General features: G+C 61.3%; 14 protein-coding genes. 4 read left to right on the forward strand and 10 right to left on the reverse strand.

What is annotated here, in order from left to right; all coding sequences use genetic code 11:
* Positions 1–4: 4 nt before the first annotated feature.
* Genes NH234_RS03115 through NH234_RS03125 form a run of 3 tightly spaced genes read right to left on the reverse strand, consistent with a single transcriptional unit; the run spans position 5 to position 1756 of the window.
* A complete protein-coding gene (locus NH234_RS03115) occupies positions 5–265 on the reverse strand; it encodes a phosphopantetheine-binding protein (RefSeq protein WP_085711082.1) in 261 nt (86 codons plus the stop codon).
* Positions 246–1055 carry a lysophospholipid acyltransferase family protein gene (locus NH234_RS03120; RefSeq protein ID WP_367255605.1) on the reverse strand — a complete coding sequence of 270 codons (810 nt, stop codon included), beginning with the start codon at positions 1053–1055 and terminating at the stop codon, positions 246–248. Before NH234_RS03120 ends, NH234_RS03115 begins: the two co-directional genes overlap by 20 nt.
* The gene (locus tag NH234_RS03125; protein WP_085732597.1) at positions 1031–1756 is read right to left on the reverse strand and encodes a beta-ketoacyl synthase chain length factor; all 726 of its coding nucleotides are present in this window, start codon (positions 1754–1756) and stop codon (positions 1031–1033) included. Before NH234_RS03125 ends, NH234_RS03120 begins: the two co-directional genes overlap by 25 nt.
* Before the next feature lie 370 nt (positions 1757–2126).
* On the opposite strand from NH234_RS03125, the gene NH234_RS03130 reads away from it, so the two are divergent.
* Entirely contained in the window at positions 2127–2897 is a 771-nt protein-coding gene (locus NH234_RS03130) for a ParA family protein (RefSeq protein WP_085732598.1), read from the forward strand.
* A 43-nt stretch (positions 2898–2940) separates the two neighbouring features.
* On the opposite strand, the gene trxC is transcribed toward NH234_RS03130, so the two are convergent.
* From trxC to NH234_RS03155, 5 genes are all read right to left on the reverse strand, one after another.
* Complete coding sequence (trxC, locus tag NH234_RS03135; RefSeq protein WP_367255606.1) at positions 2941–3375, reverse strand: thioredoxin TrxC; 435 nt, start codon at positions 3373–3375, stop codon at positions 2941–2943.
* An 81-nt stretch (positions 3376–3456) separates the two neighbouring features.
* A complete protein-coding gene (gene selO / locus NH234_RS03140) occupies positions 3457–4920 on the reverse strand; it encodes a protein adenylyltransferase SelO (RefSeq protein WP_367255607.1) in 1464 nt (487 codons plus the stop codon).
* A 48-nt stretch (positions 4921–4968) separates the two neighbouring features.
* Entirely contained in the window at positions 4969–8322 is a 3354-nt protein-coding gene (gene mscK / locus NH234_RS03145; protein ID WP_367255608.1) for a mechanosensitive channel MscK, read from the reverse strand.
* 34 nt (positions 8323–8356) lie between these two features.
* Complete coding sequence (locus NH234_RS03150) at positions 8357–10099, reverse strand: potassium/proton antiporter (RefSeq protein ID WP_085732602.1); 1743 nt, start codon at positions 10097–10099, stop codon at positions 8357–8359.
* Between the two features lie 157 nt (positions 10100–10256).
* Positions 10257–11882, reverse strand: coding sequence for a methyl-accepting chemotaxis protein (locus NH234_RS03155; RefSeq protein WP_367255609.1), 1626 nt, complete (start codon positions 11880–11882; stop codon positions 10257–10259).
* Between the two features lie 278 nt (positions 11883–12160).
* Between NH234_RS03155 and zapB the strand changes: the two genes are divergently transcribed.
* From zapB to NH234_RS03170, 3 genes are all read left to right on the forward strand, one after another.
* The gene (gene zapB, locus NH234_RS03160; protein ID WP_367255610.1) at positions 12161–12391 is read left to right on the forward strand and encodes a cell division protein ZapB; all 231 of its coding nucleotides are present in this window, start codon (positions 12161–12163) and stop codon (positions 12389–12391) included.
* Positions 12388–12690, forward strand: a complete 303-nt coding sequence (locus tag NH234_RS03165; RefSeq protein WP_011332115.1) for a cell division protein ZapA — start codon at positions 12388–12390, stop codon at positions 12688–12690. The genes zapB and NH234_RS03165 overlap by 4 nt, the downstream gene beginning before the upstream one ends.
* A gap of 100 nt (positions 12691–12790) precedes the next feature.
* Positions 12791–14728, forward strand: a complete 1938-nt coding sequence (locus tag NH234_RS03170) for a methyl-accepting chemotaxis protein (RefSeq protein ID WP_085732604.1) — start codon at positions 12791–12793, stop codon at positions 14726–14728.
* Positions 14729–14792: 64 nt separating this feature from the next.
* Here the strand turns inward: NH234_RS03170 and NH234_RS03175 are convergent, their stop codons facing one another.
* Together NH234_RS03175 and putA are read right to left on the reverse strand one after the other, a co-directional pair.
* Positions 14793–16595, reverse strand: a complete 1803-nt coding sequence (locus NH234_RS03175; protein WP_085732605.1) for an acyl-CoA dehydrogenase — start codon at positions 16593–16595, stop codon at positions 14793–14795.
* Between the two features lie 143 nt (positions 16596–16738).
* A complete protein-coding gene (gene putA, locus NH234_RS03180; protein ID WP_367255611.1) occupies positions 16739–20692 on the reverse strand; it encodes a trifunctional transcriptional regulator/proline dehydrogenase/L-glutamate gamma-semialdehyde dehydrogenase in 3954 nt (1317 codons plus the stop codon).
* Positions 20693–21060 lie beyond the last annotated feature (368 nt).

A 21060-nucleotide genomic window follows, 5' to 3' on the forward strand; every position in this document is an offset into this window, starting at 1 on the left:
GGTCTCAAGCTGCCTGTTTTGCCGTGACGAACGCCGCAAGGCTCGCCACGTTGGTGAAATGGTTGCGGGTGTCCTTGGCGTCGGCGTCGATCTTGATGCCGTACTTTTTCTGGATCGCCAGGCCAAGCTCCAGGGCGTCGACGGAATCCAGGCCCAGGCCCTCGCCGAACAGCGTCTGGTCGTCGCCGATGTCGTCGACGCTGATGTCTTCGAGGCCCAGGGCGTCGATGATCAGCAGTTTTATCTCACGGTGCAGATCGCTCATCTTCGGCGAGCTCCTTGATAAAAAAATGGTGCAGAAAGTCGTTGAGCTTGCGCGAGGCCTGCGGTGCAGGGCCTTGTGCGGCAAAGGTCTGTGGGTCTATATCGGCCCCGACGCGAAAACTGAAGTGAACACGGCGGCTCGGGATGCGATACCACGGCTCGGCCTTGGTCAAAGTGGTCGGGCTGACCTTGATGATGACCGGAGTCAGGATTTTCGCACCGCGCAGCGCGATGGCCGCTGCCCCCCGATGAAAGGCTGGGGCCTGGCCGGGCTGAGTACGCGTGCCTTCCGGGAAAATGATCAGGGTCTGGCCATCCTGCAATGCGCCGGCGGCGGCATCGAGCATGTCCATGCTGCCGTCGTTGCTGATGTATTCGGTGCTGCGCAGCGGGCCGCGGGTGAAAGGGTTTTCCCACAGGCTTTTCTTCACCACGCAATTGGCGTGGCGCACCAGGCCGATCAGGAACACCACATCGATCAAAGACGGGTGGTTGGCGATGATCATCTGCCCCGGCCGGCCGAGGCGTTCGGCGCCCTGGATGTCATAGGTCAACACGCCGGTGCGGGCCATGAACCGGACGAAAAACCAGAACAGCCGACTGACGGTCTGCCGTGCCCGCTCGCGATGGGTTTTAGCGTCACCCGGCAGGCAGCCCAGCAGCGGAAAAACCAACAGGCGCAGGCACAGCCCGCCCAGCCCGAACAGGGCAAAGCTGGTGGCGGTGGCCAGCAGACGCCAGTAGTAGGCGTCGCGGTTTTTTTCGGTCACGGGTTGCGTTGCCAGGTCCATACACGATTTTTCCAGGCATGTTGGCAAAGGGTTTGCTGGCCGAGCAGGGTTTGCAGCAGGTGCAGCGCGTGGGGCCATTGCGCTTTGGACAGTGCTTCGGGGGCGCTGTTCAGGGTCAGCCGCCAGTCGGTACCGGGGGTCAGCAGCAAGCCGACCGCATACGGAAACGGCACGTCATCGATCCACGCCGAATAGGCGGCGGGCGGTTGTTCTTCGGTGATCACCAACAGTACCGCTGGAGCACCTTCGTCCAGCAGGGCGGCGGCTTCCAGCACGCCGTGTTCGAGGCCGTCGCCAGCGGCGGCGAGGGCCGTCATTTCGCTGGTTTCGCCGCGCATGATCGACCACAGGCCGATGATCGCGTTGTGCACGGAGAGGCTGAATTGGGTCGGTGAAAGCGGTTGTTCGTTGGCCAGGTCGCTGAGGATGTCGAACGTACGCGGGGTTTCACCGTGGCGGGACACAAACACCAGTGGCAGGTTTTCCCGACCGTCGGCCAGTGGCCAGCCGACACTGAAGGCCATCCGCGCCAGGCGGCTGAGTCGGCGGCGCTGCATCGCGGGAAGGAACGACACATCGGGCGCGGCATCGCTGCTCGGGAGCACGATCGGCTGTCGGCTCCAGGCTTGCCAGGCGTCCACGCTGTCGAGCCCGGGAGCCCAGGCGCGCCATTGGGCGATGTTGAAGTTGATCACGGACATTCATCCCGCCCCTGCGGGCTGTTTTTGACGCGGTTCTGCCAAAGCCACAGAGGAGCTGACCTTGCCGAAAGTGGCGTGGTGCTTGGCGCCGGGTGGCGCGCATTATCCCGGTGCGACGAGTGTGTAGCAAATGCTGGTTACATTTTGCGCTCTGAAATGGACCAAAGGGTACATGGCAAAAAATATCATTTGGCCATTATCCGGATTGTGAAGGGATTGTCTGTCGGGCATATCGGCGGTCGAAGGCAGCATTTGCGCCGTGACTATTGAGATATTTGCGCCTGACCCTGTAGTCCGTGTCCGCGAAGGTAGCGAAGCGGGGCCGGGCACTACTACACTCGGTCATTCTTTGATACACGGAGGTTTTGTCATGCGGCGCGTGGTGTTCAATCAGAAAGGTGGCGTGGGCAAATCCAGCATCGCCTGCAATCTGGCGGCGGTCAGCGCCAGCGAGGGTTATCGCACGCTGTTGGTAGACCTCGATGCCCAGGCCAACTCCACTCAGTACCTGACCGGGCTCACCGGTAATGACATTCCGATGGGCATCGCCGACTTCTTCAAGCAGACCCTGTCTTCGGGCCCGTTTTCGAAGAAGAACCAGGCGGATATCTACGAAACCCCGTTCGACAATCTGCACATCATCACCGCTACGGCGGAACTGGCCGACCTGCAGCCCAAGCTCGAGGCCAAGCACAAGATCAACAAGCTGCGTAAGTTGCTGGAAGAGCTGGACGGCGAATACGACCGCATCTACCTCGATACCCCGCCAGCCTTGAACTTTTATGCGGTATCCGCGCTGATTGCCGCTGATCGTGTGCTGATTCCCTTCGATTGCGACAGCTTTTCCCGTCAGGCGCTGTACGGGCTGATGTCGGAGATCGAAGAGTTGAAGGACGACCACAACGAAGGCCTGGAAGTCGAAGGCATTGTGGTCAATCAGTTCCAGGCCCGGGCCAGCCTGCCACAGCAGATGCTCGACGAATTGATCGCCGAAGGGTTGCCGGTGCTGCCGGTGTACCTTGCCAGCTCGGTACGCATGCGCGAATCGCACCAGGCCAGCACACCGCTGATCCACCTCGACCCGCGGCACAAGCTGACGCAGCAGTTCGTCGAGCTGCACAACCTGCTCGAAGACGCCTGAAAAAAACCCTGTGGGAGCAAGCTCCCACATGGCTGATGGTGTGTCAGATGCCTTGGCTGCGCAGCCACGCCATCAGTTGCGGCAGCGGAAACGCCCCGCTCTGCCGCGCCACCTCACGACCGTTTTTGAACAGAATCAGGCTCGGAATCGAGCGAATCCCCAACTGCGCCGACAACTGCTGATTGGCTTCACTGTCCAGCTTGGCCAGCCGGCATTTGCCCGCCAGTTGCGCCGCCGCCTGCTCGAACACCGGCGCAAACGACTTGCACGGCCCGCACCAGTCCGCCCACACGTCCACCAGCAACGGCAGATCGCCCTTGATCTGGCTGGCGTAATCGCTTTGCGTGAGTTCGAACGGCTTGTTCAACAGCACCTCGGACTTGCAGCGCCCGCATTTCGGGTGGTCGCCGAGGCGCTCGGCGGGAATGCGGTTGAGGTCGTTGCAGGAGGGGCAGGGGATGAGGAGTGGGTCGGTCATGTCGGGCTCGATGAAAAGAGTGTGATCGTACGGCTGATCTGGAGCCGTACGGATCGATTATCAAGGTTCAAGTCGTCGCACTCACGATGAACAACTGATCTCCAGATGCTTGCCCCACTCCGGCGGCCGTTCCGCATAGCTTTCCATTCCAGGCTGTTCCTCGAATGGATTGCTCAACACCGCATGCAGACGACGCACTTCTGAGTAGTCGCCTTGCTCGGCAGCATCAATCGCCTTCTGCGCCAGGTAATTGCGCAGGATGTACAGCGGGTTCACCGCGTGCATCCGCGCGCGGCGCTGTTCCTGATCGGTGGCGCCATCGCGTGCGACACGGTCGACATAGCGCTCGCCCCAGGCATCGAAACCTCGGATATCCACAAAGTCATCGCGCAACCGGGCAACCGCCTGGTCTGCGGATTCTTCGCCCAGATGACGGAAAAACAGCGTGTAGTCGACGCCGCTGTTCTGCATCAGTTGCAGCAGTTGCTCCAGCAATTGCTGGTCGTCGTCCTCGGCCGTGGTGAGGCCTAAACGGCGGCGCATCAGGTCGAGGTAGTGCGCCTGGAACAGTGGCAGGTACAGGCCAAGGGTTTCGCGCAAGGCTTCGACGCTGATGAACGGCGTCAGGGCCTGGGCCAGGGCGCTGAGGTTCCACTGGCCGACGGGCACCTGATTGCTGAACGAGTAACGACCCTGATCATCAGAGTGGTTGCAGATGAAGTTCGCGTCGAAGTCATCTAGAAAAGCGAACGGGCCGAAGTCGAAGGTGATGCCGAGGATCGACATGTTGTCGGTGTTCATCACCCCGTGGCAGAAACCGTAGGCCTGCCACTTGGCGATCAGTTCGGCGTTGCGCTCGACGATTTCGCGGAACATCGCCAGGTACGGTTCCGGCTGTTCCAGGCACTCGGGGAAGTGCATCGCCAACACGTGTTCGCCGAGCAACTTCTGCTGCTCGGGACGCTTGGTGTAATAGAAATATTCGAAATGGCCGAAGCGGATGTGGCTTGGCGCCAGGCGCAGCACCATTGCGGCGCGTTCCTGCTTTTCGCGCCAGACCGGGGTATCGGAACCGATCACGCACGCGGCACGTGAAGACGGGATGTTCAGCGCATACAGCGCTTCGGATGCGAGAAATTCACGGATCGACGAACGCAGCACGGCACGACCATCGCCCATGCGCGAAAACGGTGTCTGCCCGGCGCCCTTGAGGTGCAAGTCCCAGTGCTCGCCAGCGGCGTTGTAGACCTCGCCCAGCAGCAGCCCGCGACCATCGCCCAGTTGCGGGGTGTAGCCGCCGAACTGATGCCCGGAATAGACCATCGCCCGCGGCTCCGCATCGGCCCACAACTTGTGCCCGCCGAACAGTTCAGCGAACTCCTGGGTGTTGGCCGTCGCCGGTTCCAGATCCAGCAGCGCCAGGGCCGCCGGGCTGGCAACCACCAGTCGCGGATTGTCAATCGGTTCGGGCAGCACATGGGCCGAGAACGCGTCGCCCAGGCGGGCGAAGCGGTTATCGAAGGTCAGTTCGTCGAGGGCTTTCAAGGGCCGGCTCCAGCAGAATGTCCGAGCATTCTGCTGGGAATGGTCGGGTTAGTCGAGTTTGGCGGGCGGCGGCTCTTGCAGCGGTTTTTGCTCGTCGCTGACGGGTACGGTGGTTTTGCTGTCGTCTTCGACCGGCACCAGTTTGTACTCCTGACCGTGGAGGTTCTTCAGGTACACCTCCATCTGCCGGAACGAGATGTTGATGTGCTGTTTCTTGAACTCGCGGTTGATGAAGCGGTTGACCTCGTCGATCACCGGGTTGCGATCACCGAGGTCGCGCACATGCATACGCAGCTCATGATCGAGAGTGCTTTCGCCGAAGTTGAGGAAGTACACGTGCGGCTCGGGTTCTTTGAGTACGCGCGGGTTTTCCCGGGCGGCCTTGAGCAGCAGTTCCTTGACCAGATCCAGATCGGAACCGTAATCCACGCCGAGTTTCAGCGTCACCCGGGTAATGGTGTCGGTCAGCGACCAGTTGATCAGTTGCCCGGTGATGAACGTCTTGTTCGGGACAATGATGTCCTTGCGGTCGAAGTCGGTAATGGTCGTGGCGCGGATGCGGATCTTGCTCACGGTGCCCGACAGATTGCCAATGGTGATGGTGTCGCCGATCCGTACCGGGCGTTCGAACAGGATCATGATGCCGGAGATGAAATTCGCGAAGATCTCCTGCATGCCGAAACCGAGGCCGACCGACAGTGCCGCCACCAGCCATTGCAACTTGTCCCAGCTCACGCCGAGGGTCGACAGGGTCGAGACGAAACCGACCCCGGCGATCACGTAGGACAACAACGTGGTAGTCGCGTAGGCGCTGCCCTGGGCCAGATTGAGTTTCGACAGCACGAATACTTCAAGCAGGCCTGGCAGGTTGCGTGCGAGCGCAAAGGTAATGCCGATGATGATCAGCGCGCCGAGCATGTCGCCGATGCTGATCGGCACCATGCTCATGTTGGCGCCGGTGCCGCTGGTGTATTCGTAGAGGGTGATGTTGTCGAGGTACGAGAACACCGTGATCAGGTCGGCCCAGACCCAGTACAGCGCGGCGATGAAACCGCCGAGCAGGGCCAGGCGTATCAGGCGCAGGGACTGTTCGTTGACCTTCTCGATGTCGAGGGTCGGTTCTTCGATCACCGCTTCGCCGTCGCCGGCTTCTTTGGCTGCCTGACGTTTGGCCAGGGCGCGCTGGTAGGCCAGACGCCGAGCCGCAACCGCCAGACCACGGACGAAAGTCGCCTCGATCACCAGCCAGAACATCAGCAGGTACAGCGTGTTGATCAAACGGTCGCTGAGTTTCAGCGCGGTGTAGTAGTAGCCGAAGCACACCGCGACAAACAGCGCGATGGGCAGCAGGGTGAACATGATCCCCACGGCCTTGCGGAACAGCGAGGCGTTTTCGTGGGTCGGGCTACTGATCAGCAGGCGACTGAGCAACCACGCCATCAGCGCGTAGCAAGTCAGCACCACCGGCATGCCGATGACGTCATCGGCCAGCGCCGCCGGTTGCAGCTCGGCGACTGCCACCACCGCCACGAGAGCCATGACCACCAGGCCGAGACGCCGCACCCAGCCCTGGAGGAATTCAACCTGCGGCTTCTCCCAGCGGAAGTGCAGTTCAGCCACACCGCCCGGCGCAAGGATCCGGTAAGCGGTGTAAAACACCAGCCACGCCTGGCCCATTTGCAGCAGGGCGGCGCCCATGTTGGCGTTCTGTCCTCGGGCGTCGATCTGCAGCGCCAGCCCGCACAAGGCGAGGCCCAGCGCCACCGGCATCGCCAGCAGGATGTTGATCAGGATCGCCTGCGGCGTGTGCCACTGGCTGTCGCGCTTGAAGTGGCCGATGTCCTGGTGAACCTTGTTCAGGCGTGCATACAGCTGCTTGCGCCGCCACAGCAAGGCGCCGATCAGCAGCGCCAGTGGCAGGAACAACAGCGGGCGCTGGGTCAGACCGTCGGTCAGTTCGCTGAGGCTGGAGGCCAGCGGCAGGGTGTCGATCTGGCGTTTCAGGCGCTCCGGCACACCGCGCAGCCACTCTGAGTCCAGCGGCTTGTTGCTGGGAATCCAGAACATCTGTTCGTCGAGGGTCGCGCGCAGGCTTTGCGCGGTGCTCAGCAGTTGCTTCTGGTTCAGTTGCAGGGTGATCGATTCATTGAGCATCGCGCTCAATTCGCGACTCAGCCGCTCCAGCAGATCGACACGGGTGTTGGCCAGCTCCAGCAGACTCTTGCGCAGTTGTGGCGTGACTTGCTCCGGCGGCTGGGTGGACAGCAGGTTGTCGACGTAAGTCGCCGGATTGCTCAACTGTTCGCGCTGTTGGTTGATTTCGAACTGGTACAGGCGAATGTCGGCGATCTGGTCCGCCAGGTCGCGGTCGACTTTGAGGCGTGGCAGCGCCTGCTTTTGTTTATAGAGAATTTTCGACAGCAGCAGGCTGCCCTTGAGCACGTTGATCTGCTCGTCGAGGGCCGAATCGCTCTGGGTCACGCTGTCCAGTTGTTGCTTGGTCTGCAAGTTCTGCTGGGTCAGCTCGTTGAGGCGGTCGGTGCTTTTGAGCAAGTAGTCGGAGAGTTTGAGATTGGCCGCGCTTTCAGTGGCGAGCAGGGTGCTGCTGCCGGACTTCTGAGCCTCGATCGACTGCTGCGTCACGGTTTCCTGAGACAGGGTCAGACGCTTCTGGTTGATCAGGGTCTGCAGTTCCTGAATCTCGTGGTCCAGCCGGTCGGATTTTTCCGTGAGCAGGTCATGCTGGCTGTTGCCCAGATCCTGCAACTGGTTGTTGCCGGCCAGTTCCTGGCGGCGCAACGGGATCAGTGCATTGAGTGCTGCCAGCTCGGCGTTGAGCAGGTCGCGTTGCTCGGCGCTCAGGGTCTTGCCGCTGTCCTTGCCGGTCTTGAGGATGCTGTTGATCTGCTGGATGCGTGTCTGGCTGCTGGCGATTTCTGCCTGGGCGCGCTCCGGACGGGTCTGGGCGGTGATGATCAGGCTGTTGGCGTCGGCCAGGGCTTTTTGCAGGTCGCTTTGCTGGGTCGAGCGCTCGGTGAGTATCTGCTCCAGTTGCTGGATGTTCTCTTTGGTGAAGCGCTGCGCTACCGGTACCACGGCCGTGGCTTTGAGGCGTGCCAGTTCGCGGGTGTTCTCGATGGTCTGTTTCGGCGCTGTGGCCAGTTGCTGCTTGAGGTCAATCAGCTTCTGATCGTAGTCACGCCGGTTGTTGAGCTGGTTCAGCGTGTTTTGCAGGAGCGTTTGCAGGGCCTTTTTGTCGGCCTCGGGCAGTTTGCTGTCGGTGAGCTTGTCCAGGTTTGCCTGCACGGCTTCGCTGGACGGCGGTTCTGCGGCCTGCAGCGGGCCGACAGTGAGACTCAGGCCCAGCAGGGCCGCGAGGAAAAAGGAGCGCAGGGTAGGCATAGAGACCGGTCAAGCAAGTGAGAGTGGAGGCAGTTTAGAGGAAGAGCCCGGGCCCCGGGCGACTTCCTTCGGGGAATCTGACGCCCACTTTGGCGATCTTGTTCCCGTCCATGACCGCCACCGTCCAGTGGGTGTTGTTCCATTCCACCTGGTCGCCAACGATCGGTGCACCGCCGACTTTCTGGGCAATGAAGTGGCCCAGGGTCATGTCCGGATCGATGCCCTCGGCCGACAGGCCGTAGAGGGCCGCAACCGCTTTGAGCTGGGCGTCTCCTTCGAGTACGAAGTCGCCGAAGAAGCGCAGGTCGAGGCCTCGTTGCGGCGCCTGGCTGAACAGTTTTCCAAGGGCCGGCAGGTTGTGTTCATGGCCGATAACACACAGCAAATCATCGACTTCCAGCACCGTGCTACCCGACGGATGGAGCAGTTGCTGACCGCGAAACAGGGCGGCGATACGGGTGCCTTCGGGCATTTTCAGCTCGCGCAGGGGGGAACCGATGCACCATTTCTCCGCACCGAGCTTGTAAACGAACAGTTCCCACTCGCTGGTGATGTGCACTTCCAGTGCCGAGCGGGAGATCGGCGCGGGCTCCGGCGGGACCGTTACCTTGAGCAGTCTGGCCACCCACGGCAGGCTCGTGCCCTGCACCAGCAGCGACACCAGCACGATGAAGAACGCTAGGTTGAAGTACAACTGCGCATTCGGCAGGCCGGCCATCAGCGGGAACACCGCCAGAATGATCGGTACCGCGCCACGCAGGCCGACCCAGGAAATGAAGGCCTTTTCGCGACCATGGAATGCCTTGAACGGCAGCAACCCGACCACCACCGACAGCGGCCGCGCGAACAGAATCATCCACAGCGCCAGACCCAGGGCCGGCAAGGCGATCGGCAGCAAATCGTGCGGAGTGACCAGCAAACCCAGCACCAGGAACATGCCGATCTGCGCCAGCCACGCCATGCCATCGAGCATGTGCAGGATGCCGTGGCGGCTGCGCACCGGACGGTTGCCGATCACCAGGCCGCACAGGTACACGGCGAGGAAGCCGCTGCCATGCAGGGCGTTGGTCAGGGCAAACACCACCAGACCGCCAGCTATCACCAGGATCGGATAGAGGCCGGTGGCGAGGTTGATCCGGTTGACCAGTTGCAGCATCAGCCAGCCGCCGCCGAGGCCGATCACGCCACCGATACCGAACTCGCGGATCAGGTGGGTCAGCAGGTTCCAGTGCAGGCCGGTCTGGCCGCTGGCGAGCATGTCGATCAGGGTCACGGTAAGGAACACCGCCATCGGGTCGTTGCTGCCGGATTCGATTTCCAGACTGGCGGTCACCCGCTCGTTCAGGCCCTTGCCGCCGAGTAGCGAGAACACCGCCGCGGCGTCTGTGGAACCGACGATGGCGCCGATCAGAAGGCCCTGAATCAGATTCAGGTCGAACAGCCACGCGGCAGCCATGCCGGTGAGGCCGGTGGTGATAAGGACGCCGACCGTGGCCAGCGACAAGGCCGGCCACAGGGCCACGCGGAAACTCGACACCCGGGTGCGCAAGCCGCCGTCGAGCAGAATCACCGCGAGTGCGAGGTTGCCGACCAGATAGGCCGTCGGGTAGTTATCGAAAATGATGCCGCCGCCATCGACCCCGGCAGTCATGCCGACCGCGAGGATGATCACCAGAATCGGGATGCCGAGACGCGACGAAAGGGAACTGACAAGAATGCTCGCACCTACCAGCAACGCGCCGATCAAGAACAGGCTGTTGATGGTCGTCGCATTCAAAGGCAGTACTCCAGAAGCGGAAAGACGGGCACAAACTGACCATGCAGTCTGCGTGCCAGCGATTCTAACCTGTTGAAATGTGATGCTGTCAAAAAGGTTTTTGCGCGGAGTGCAAGATCGTTCCCACAGGCGTGGGAACGATCAGCCATGTGGAAGGTTACAGGCTGAACCGCCCAACCATATTGTTCAGATCCAGCGCCAGGCGCGACAGCTCGTTGCTCGCCGCACTGGTCTGATTCGCGCCGGTTGCCGATTGCACCGACAGATCGCGGATGTTCACCAGGTTGCGGTCCACTTCCCGCGCTACCTGCGCCTGTTCTTCGGCAGCGCTGGCGATCACCAGGTTGCGCTCGTTGATCTCGACGATGGCGGTGTTGATGGTGTCCAGCGACAGGCCGGCGCCACGGGCGATGTTCAGGGTCGATTCGGCGCGTTCAGTGCTGTTGCGCATCGAATCCACCGCGTGTTCGGTGCCGCTCTGGATGCTGCCGATCATGCGTTCGATTTCGCTGGTCGACTGCTGGGTGCGGTGCGCCAAAGCACGGACTTCGTCGGCCACCACGGCAAAACCACGACCGGCTTCACCGGCACGGGCTGCTTCGATAGCGGCGTTGAGCGCCAACAGGTTGGTCTGATCGGCCAGACCACGGATCACGTCCAGCACTTTGCCGATGTCGCGGGATTCGTTGGCCAGATCGCCAATCAGGGTCGCAGTGCTCTGCACGTCGGCGCTCATGCGTTCGATGGCGCTGACGGTTTCCTGCACCAGATCGCGGCCGTCGCCGGCGGAGGTGGTGGCGTACTTCGAGGCTTCCGAGGTGCTGACGGCGTTGCGTGCGACCTCTTCCACGGCGCTGGTCATCTCGTTGACTGCCGTGGCGGCCTGTTCGATTTCGTTGTTCTGCTGGGTCAGGCCACGGGCGCTTTCGTCGGTGACGCTGTTCAGCTCTTCGGCAGCGGACGCCAGTTGGGTGGCCGAGCCGGAAATTCGCTGCAGGGTGTCGCGCAGCTTCGACTGCATCTTGGCCATGGCCGCCAGCAGGCGCCCGGCTTCGTCGGTGCCGTCAACGTGGATCGGCTGGGTCAGGTTGCCTTCGGCGATGGTTTCCGCGGCATCCAGTGCTTTCGAGATCGGCTTGGTGATGCTCAGGGTCAGTAGCCAGGCAAAGAGGAAGGTAAGGCCGGTCGCGATCACCAGCAGTGTCACCACCAGATTGAAGGCCGAAGAAAACTGCTCGGCGGCTTGCTGGTTGGTCTGGCTGATCTGCTCGCCGTTGATCTGCATCAGGCGGTTGAGCACGGTGTTCATTGCTTCGGAGTTGTTCAGCAATTCGGTGTTCAGCAGGTTGCGCAGCTCATCCACCTGGTTGTTGCGCGACAGGGTTTTCATCCGGTCTTCGATCTGGCGGTACTGGCCCAGCAACTGCACGTATTGATCGTAGGCCGCACGTTCCTGCGGGCTGCCGATCAGCGGCTCGTAGTCGGTCTGGGCCTTGCGGATCTGCTGGTTGCGCATTTCCAGCAGCTCGACGGTTTTCTGCTGGACGTCCGGCTCACGGTTCACCAGCAAGCGGTACGACAGCACCCGCAGACGCAGGGTCAACTGGGTGAACTCGTCGAGGTTCTTGATGCTCGGCACGCTGGTGGTGGTGATGTTTTCGGCGGCGCCGCGGATCTTGCTCATCTGGTTCAGGGCGAACACACCGAGGATCAGCATCAGGCCGCCGATCAGGGCGAAACCGGTGAACGCCCGGGGGGCGATATTCATATTGCGAAGAGACATGTGGCGGATACCGAGGAAGGGCCGCATCCATGCGGGCTGAGACTGCTGTTGGATGACTTATCGGTCATACGACTAAAGTCTTGAGGCGGTGCGCGTATTTGTCGCATAAGGGGGCGGGCGACGAAGTGCAGGAACCAGATCGGCAGATCACAGTCTCTAACACTCGCAGGAATGGTCGACTGCCAGGAAAATCAAGGCCTTGCGCCGGTTTAATCCTGGCATCCACGACGACTTTTCTTTATCGTACGCGCCCTTTGAAAAAGCCCTGGAAGATCAAAATGTTGGAAGCATCCCTCAGCCAATTGGAACAGCTCGTCAGCGATCTGGTGCAACAGAACCAGACCCTGTCGGAAACCAACCAGACCCTGTCCACGGAACTGGCCCAGGTCAAGGATGAAAACGAGAGCCTGCAACTGAGCCTGATGGAACAGGAAGAAAAGCACGGCGCCACCGCCGCACGCATCCAGGCCCTGGTTGATCGCGTCAATGCAGGTCCTGTCAGCGCATGAACCACGGCACAGCAGGGGTAAAAGTCATCTCCATTCTCGGGGAGGACTATTCGATCAAGGCACCGGCCGGGGAAGAACAGACCCTGCTGGACGCCGCATTGATGCTCAAGGCCGCACTGGCCGACACCAAACGCAAATACCCGACGCTGATCGGCGACCGCCTGCTGGTGCTGGCGGCGATGAATCTGTGCTCGCAGCAGATTGAAATGAAAAAGCAGCACCAGCAGGAACTCGAACGTTACCAAGAGCAAGTCAGCGCCACGGTCGAGACTATCGCCAAGACCATCAATCAGGGTTGATGGGGTTGCGCACAACCAAAGAATAAGATTGTCGATTGCGCTGTATACAATCGGCACGGCTGTTGCAGTGTTTCAGCCTCTTATTCTTTGGGGGTGCTTCATGCAGTTCTGGCGTCGCAGTATTCAATGGCAGTTGATCCTCGGCATGGGCACCGCCCTGCTGGTCAGCATCCTGATCGTGGTTGGCATTTATACCCTGGTGGTCAACCGCCTCGCCCAGAGCTATCTGGTCGAACAGGCGTTGCCGTCGAGCATCGAAGCGACGCGCAACGACATCGAACGAATCCTCGTTCAGCCCCTCACCGCCGCCAAAGACATCGCCAGCAACACGATGGTCCGCGATTGGCTGGCCAATGGCGAAGATTCCGCTAAAACGGCAGGCTTCGCGCAATATCTGGAAGGCATCCGCGCCGAACACAAGGCGTTTACCGCGCTGATCATCGGCACGGAATCCAATCACTACATCACCGAAAAAGGCCTGGATCGCACCCTTAGTCGATCCAAACCGGCCGATGCGTGGTTTTATTCTTTCCTCGACAGCAATCAGCCCCGAACCCTGAACATCGACAATGACGGGGCCACTGGAGAGTTGGCGCTGTTCATCGATTTGAAAGTCGAGCAGGCCGGCAAAGTGGTCGGCGTGGCGGGGCTTGGATTGAGCATGAAAGAGCTGTCCGAGCTGATTCACAACTTCAGCTTCGGCGAGCGCGGGAAGGTCTATCTTGTGCGTTCCGACGGTTTGATCCAGGTCCATCCCGAGGCGCAGTTCAGCGGCAAACGCACCCTCACGGAGCAGATCGGCGCCAATGCGGCGCAAGCGGTCATGGGCCATAAAGTGGCGACCAACAGCAGCTTCCAGCGCGACGGCGAAGACTTCCTCGCCTTCAGCCTGCCTTTGCGCGATCTCGGCTGGACGCTGGTGGCCGAAGTGCCACAGTCGCAGATCTACGCCGAAGCCCGGCGGGCGATGTGGATGAGTAGCGGTATCGGTCTGGCGGTGGCGCTGGTTTGCCTGGTACTGGTGATCTGGCTGGCCCAGGGATTGGTGCGCCCGATTCGTCAGGTAACAGCCGCACTGGTAGCAATCGGTAGCGGTGGTGGAGATTTGACCCATCGGTTAGATTCCAGTCGCGCCGATGAACTGGGCGACCTTGCCCGTGGCTTCAACCGTTTCCTCGACAGCCAGCGCGGGATGATCGGCGAAGTGCTGACCACCAGCGAGCGTCTGCGCGTCGCCGTCGGTCAGGTTGCCAGGGTTGTGGATAACACCGCCGAGCGCTCCGGTCGCCAGCAGGAAATGACCGACATGGTCGCCACCGCCGTCCACGAAATGGGCCTGACCGTGCAGGAGATCGCCCAGAACGCCGGTAATGCGGCGCTCGCCTCGCAAACCGCTCGCGATGAAGCGATGCAGGCGCGGGAAGTGGTCGGCGGGTCGATTCGCCATATAGAAAGCATGTCTGATGAAATCGGCGTCGCGGCCGGGGCAGTGGGTGAGCTGGCGCATCAGGTGGCGTCGATCGATCAGGTACTGGCGGTGATTCGCGGGGTGTCCGAACAGACCAATCTGTTGGCGTTGAACGCGGCGATCGAGGCGGCGCGGGCCGGCGATATGGGGCGTGGTTTTGCGGTGGTGGCCGATGAAGTGCGGACGCTGGCGCGCCGCACTCAGGCGTCTACCGACGAGATTCAGCAGATGATCGGCAGCCTCAAGCAGGGTGCGGAGAATGCGGTGTCATCGATGCGCACCGGCCAGGCCGCGACGGGAACCGGCGTTGAATCGAGTCAGCGTACCGGGGCGTCACTGACCGCGATTACCGGGCAGGTCGAACGCATCAGCGACATGAACCATCAAGTCGCGACGGCGACTGAAGAGCAGTCGGCGGTGACCGAAGAGATCAATCGCAATGTGCAGGGGATTTCCGATCTGGCGCGGGCCACGGCGGGGGAGGTTCGCGCTTGTCGTGAGGATTGTCAGATGTTGCAGCGGTTGGCGGATGATCTGGCGCGGCAGATGGGTGGGTTCAAACTGAGCTGACTGATCGTTCCCTGTAGAGGCGCTGATCGTTCCCACGCGGAGCGTGGGAACGATCGCTAAGGTATCAGAACCACGCATCCTGCATTGCCAGACACGTATCATCCCGCGTCTCCAGCAACGTCAGCTCATGCTGGCACCCCGGCACTTCCCATGTCAGAAAATATCGCGCCGCCTGCAACTTGCCCTTATAGAAGTCGGCGTCCGCCACATTGCCCTTGGCCAACCCTTCCTCGGCGCGAATCGCCTGTTCCAGCCAGCGCCAGCCGATCACTGCATGCCCGAACACTTTCAGGTACAGCGCCGAATTCGCCAGGCTGCTGTTGACCTTGCCCTGGGCCAGGTCAGTCAGCAGGCCAATGGTCACGGTCTGCAGACGCGCGACCAGTTTCTCCAGCGGTTCACGCAGTGCGGTCAACGATTCATACGCCACCGCGCGTTCGGCGGTGTCGGCGATCAGGCGCATCAGTTGCTTGAGCCCGGCGCCACCGTTCTGCGCGAGTTTGCGTCCCAGCAAGTCCAGCGACTGAATGCCGTGGGTGCCTTCGTGGATCGGGTTCAGGCGGTTGTCGCGGTAGTACTGCTCCACCGGGTATTCGCGGGTGTAACCGTGGCCGCCGAGAATCTGGATCGCCAGTTCGTTGGCCTTCAGGCAGAACTCCGATGGCCAGGATTTGACGATCGGTGTCAGCAAATCCAGTAGCTCGTGAGCTTGCTTGCGCTCGGCTTCGGTTTCCAGTGTGGTGGTGTCATCGAACAGTCGCGCCGCATACAGGCCGAGATCGAACGCACCTTCGACGTAGGATTTCTGCGTCAGCAGCATGCGTCTGACATCGGCGTGCTGAATGATTGCCACCGGCGCCGTCGTCGGGTCCTTGCTGTCCGGCACTCGGCCCTGTGGACGTTCGCGAGCGTATTCCAGCGAGTACAAATAGCCGGCATAACCAAGCATCACCGCGCCCATGCCGACGCCGATCCGCGCCTCGTTCATCATCTGGAACATGTAGCTCAAACCGTGATGCGGCTTGCCCACCAGATAGCCGACACACTCGCCGCTATCGCCGAAGTTCAGCGCCGTGGACGTCGTTCCGCGCCAGCCCATCTTGTGGAACAGCCCGGCCAGCAGCACGTCGTTGCGCTTGCCCAGACTGCCGTCATCGTTGACCAGAAACTTGGGCACGATGAACAGCGAAATGCCCTTCACCCCGGCTGGCGCGTCCGGCAGTTTGGCCAGCACCATGTGCACGATGTTTTCCGAGAGCGGGTGATCGCCGCCGGAGATGAAGATCTTGTTGCCCTTGAGGTGATAAGTGCCGTCGGACGCAGGCTCTGCACGGGTGCGAATATCCGACAGCGACGAGCCGGCATGGGGCTCGGTCAGGGCCATGGTGCCGAAGAAACGGCCATCGATCATCGGTTGCAGGAAGCGTTGCTTCTGCTCCTCGGTGCCGAAACTTTCGATCAGATTGGCCGCGCCCATGGTCAGGAACGGATAGGAGGTCGAAGCGGCGTTGGCCGACTGAAAGTGAGCGAAGCAGGCCTGGGACAACAATGTAGGCAGTTGCATGCCGCCAGCGTCGAAACTGCGCGCAGCGTTGAGGAATCCGGCTTCGAGGAAGGCATCCACCGCCGGTTTCACTTCGGGAATCAGAATCGCCTGACCGTTCTCGTAGCGCGGCTCGTTCTCGTCGCCCTTGCGATTGTGCGGTGCGAAGTACTTCTCGGCGATGTTGCGCGCCGTGCCGATGGCGGCATCGAAGGTTTCGCGGTTGTGCTCGGCAAACCGCTCGCGCCGGGTCAGGCCCTCGGCATCGAGGACTTCGTACAGCTCGAAAGCCAGATTGCGGGAACTGAGCAGCGTCTCGGACATGGCGGCCTACCTTTTTTTGGAATGGGCCGAGTCTAGGCGTGCGAATAAAGGCTGAACAGGAAGATTGATAACGGTGATGGAGAGGCCAAAAAAATGGGCGCCGGTGAGGGCGCCCATTTCTAAGTGGCTGACAGAGTCGCTGATTAGCCGATAGTCATCAGGCTGGCGTTACCGCCTGCTGCTGCGGTGTTGACGCTCAACGCGCGCTCGATCACCAGGCGCTCCAGCGCAATGTTGGTTTCGCCCTGGGACAGGCCCTGAACCCCGATGATGGCACCGGCACGCTTGGCAATCTGCTGGCAGACCGCCCGCAACTGGTCGGAGTGGCCGTGATGCAGAACCGCATCGAACACCACGTCGTCCTTGTTCCAGTCGGAAACCAGTTTTATCCGCGCCTGAATCTCCTTCGGAAGGCGTGCGAACAATGCCTTGTTGGCGTCGGATTCCGGCCAGACCGCCGAACCGCCCACCGCCAGTACCGCCGCCAGTTGGGTCAGCAGATCACCTTCGATGTCCGCCAGGCACAACACGTGCTCGCGCGGCAGGATCGCGTAGCTGTTCTTCTCGCCGGTCGGGCCGGCCAGCACGCGGGTGATGCCGCTTTGCGATTGCGCCGAGTATTGAACGCACAGCGTGCTCAAATCGGCGAACTTGTTGCTGTCGGCCCAGGCTTTCAGGGCAACCAGCGGTTTACTCAGGGCGTCGCGCAGACGAACGTCCGGTGCCACGGCCGCATCACCGCGTGCGAAGGATTGTTCGATGGCGTCGGTAGGACGCGTCGACAGCAGGCGGTACAGGTACAACGGACCACCGGCCTTCGGACCCGTACCCGACAGGCCTTCGCCACCGAACGGCTGAACGCCGACCACGGCACCGACGATGTTGCGGTTGACGTACACGTTACCGGCGTTGACGTTGTCGATCACCTTGGCGATGGTCTCGTCGATGCGGGTGTGCACGCCGAGGGTCAGGCCGTAACCGGAGGCGTTGATCTGGGCGATCAACTGGTCGATCTCTTTACGCTTGTAGCGCACCACGTGCAGCACCGGGCCGAAGATCTCGCGTTGCAGCTCGTCGAAGCTTTCCAGTTCGATCAGGGTCGGCATGACGAAGGTGCCGCGTTTGACTTCCTCGGCATCGGCGATCGCCACCTGGTACACGTTGCGACCTTTGTCGCGCATGCCCTGGATGTGCTTCTCGATGCCGGCCTTGGCTTCGGCGTCGATCACCGGGCCGATGTCCACGGACAGACGCTCCGGGTTGCCGAGACGGCTTTCAGCCATCGCACCTTTAAGCATTTCGATGACGCGATCAGCGGAATCTTCCTGCAAGCACAGGACGCGCAGGGCCGAGCAACGCTGACCGGCGCTGTCGAAGGCCGACGACACCACATCGATCACTACTTGTTCGGTCAGTGCCGAAGAATCGACGATCATCGCGTTCTGGCCACCGGTTTCGGCGATCAGCGGGATCGGACGGCCCTGGTTGTCGAGGCGACCGGCAATGTTGCGTTGCAGCAGGCGCGCGACTTCGGTGGAGCCGGTGAACATCACGCCTTTGACGCGCTCGTCACCGACCAGACCGGCGCCGACAGTTTCACCGCGACCCGGCAGCAGTTGCAGCACGCCTTCCGGAATCCCGGCTTCGAGCAACAGGCGTACGGCTTGTGCGGCGACCAGCGGAGTCTGTTCGGCCGGTTTGGCCAGCACCGGGTTACCGGCGGCCAGTGCGGCAGCAACCTGGCCGCTGAAGATCGCCAGCGGGAAGTTCCACGGGCTGATGCAGACCACCGGGCCCAGTGGGCGGTGGGCGTCGTTGCTGAAATCGTTGCGTGCCTGCACCGCGTAATAACGCAGGAAGTCGACGGCTTCGCGGACTTCGGCGATGGCGTTGGCGAAGGTCTTGCCGGCTTCGCGGGCCAGCAGGCCCATCAGCGGCTGGATCTCGCCTTCCATCAAGTCAGCGGCGCGTTCCAGAATCGCGGCCCGCTCGGCGGGCGGGGTGGCCTGCCAGATCGGTGCGGCGTTCAGGGCGCATTGAATGGCGTTGTCGACGTCTTCGACGGTGGCTTCCTGCACGTGGCCGACCACGTCACGCAGATCGGACGGGTTCAGGACTGGTGCCGGCGCTTCGTTGCTGGAGGCACAACCGAGCATCGGCGCGGCTTTCCAGTTGTTGTGCGCGGTCGCCAGCAGGGCGCAGGACAGCGATGCCAGACGGTGTTCGTTGGCCATGTCGATGCCGCTGGAGTTGGCGCGCTCGGAACCATAAAGGTCACGCGGCAGCGGAATGCGCGGGTGCGGCAGGCCGAAACCACCTTCCGCGGTCGCCATCTGCTCGATTTGCGCAACTGGATCGGCCACCAGTTCCTGGATCGAAATCGACTGGTCGGCGATACGGTTGACGAACGAGGTGTTGGCGCCGTTTTCCAGCAGACGACGTACGAGGTACGCCAGCAGGGTTTCGTGGGTGCCGACCGGAGCGTACACGCGGCACGGACGGTTCAGCTTGCCTTCGGAAACCTTGCCTACAACCTGCTCGTACAAAGGTTCGCCCATGCCGTGCAGGCACTGGAATTCGTACTGACCCGGGTAATAGTTCTGACCGGCAATGTGATAAATCGCCGACAGGGTGTGGGCGTTGTGCGTGGCGAACTGCGGGTAGATGACTTCCGGTACCGACAGCAGTTTGCGGGCGCAGGCGATGTAGGAAACGTCGGTGTACACCTTGCGGGTGTACACCGGATAGCCTTCCAGGCCTTCGACCTGGGCGCGCTTGATTTCGCTGTCCCAGTACGCGCCTTTCACCAGGCGGATCATCAGGCGATGACGGCTGCGGCGAGCCAGGTCGATCACGTAGTCAATCACGTATGGGCAACGCTTCTGGTAGGCCTGGATCACAAAACCGATGCCGTTCCAGCCGGTCAGTTGCGGTTCGAAGCACAGGCGCTCGAGCAGATCCAGCGACAGCTCCAGGCGGTCGGCTTCTTCGGCGTCGATGTTCAGACCGATGTCGTATTGCTTGGCCAGCAGGGTCAGCGACAGCAGGCGCGGGTACAGCTCGTCCATCACGCGCTCGTACTGGGCGCGGCTGTAGCGCGGGTGCAGGGCGGACAGTTTGATCGAGATGCCCGGGCCTTCATAAATCCCACGGCCGTGGGACGCTTTACCGATCGAGTGAATGGCTTGTTCGTACGAGGCCAGGTACTTCTGGGCGTCGTGTTCGGTCAGCGCTGCTTCACCGAGCATGTCGTAGGAATAACGGAAGCCCTTGGCTTCGAACTTGCTCGCATTGGCCAGGGCTTCGGCGATGGTTTCGCCGGTCACGAACTGCTCGCCCATCAGGCGCATGGCCATGTCGACGCCCTTGCGGATCATCGGCTCGCCGCTCTTGCCGATGATGCGGCTCAGGGACGAAGTCAGGCCGGCTTCGTTGTGAGTGGAGACCAGTTTGCCGGTCAGCAGCAGACCCCAGGTCGCCGCATTGACGAACAGCGAAGGGCTGTTGCCCAAGTGCGGCTGCCAGTTGCCGGTGCTGATCTTGTCGCGGATCAGTGCATCGCGAGTGCCCTTGTCCGGGATACGCAGCAGCGCTTCGGCCAGGCACATCAGCGCCACGCCTTCCTGGGACGACAGGGAAAATTCCTGCAGCAGACCCTGAACAATGCCTGCACGACCGCCGGCACTCTTCTGGTTACGCAGTTTTTCCGCGATGGTTGCAGCGAGTTTGTTGGTGGCTTCGGCCATCGGCGCCGGCAGGCGAGCCTGCTCGATCAGCATCGGCACCACTTCCGGCTCAGGGCGACGGTAAGCGGCGGTGATCGAGGCGCGCAGCACCGATTGCGGCAGGATGCTTTCGGCGAATTCGAGGAAACATTGGTGAGCGTGATCGGTGTGGACTTCGCCCGCGTCGTCGGCGTCCTTGGCGGTCAAACCGTTCAGCTCGGTCAGGGTTGCACCACCCTCGAGTTTTTCCAGGTAATTGAAAATTGCCTGCTTGATCAGCCAGTGCGGCGTGCGATCAATCGAGGTTGCGGCGGCCTTCAGGCGCTCGCGGGTCGGGTCATCGAGTTTGACCCCAAGGGTGGTGGTAGCCATATTTTTATCCTCATGGGTGCCGCAGTTGCGCGACAACAGCTGGCGGCAAGATTAGCCGCGAGCCGAAAGAGGTGCAACCGGGTGCAACCCTTTTTTTGTCGGAATATTCGGCAACTTGTCAGGAATAAATTTCAGCTTCGCGATGACCGCTCTAGATAGGTGCTTTCAAGGCAGATGGCGGGGTGTCACTGCGCCGCAACAGTGCAAAATCGGCGGTTTACAGGCAAAAAAACGACGTAGGTGCAACTAATTCTCAAGAAACTGGTTGCACCTGTTTTGCTTTGTTGCATAGGATTCGCGCCCAAGGTGCAACCGGGACAACCCGGTTTACCGGCCAATGGCTTTCCTGGGGAAACATTGGTCATAAA

Source organism: Pseudomonas sp. stari2, assembly GCF_040760005.1.
GTDB lineage: Bacteria > Pseudomonadota > Gammaproteobacteria > Pseudomonadales > Pseudomonadaceae > Aquipseudomonas.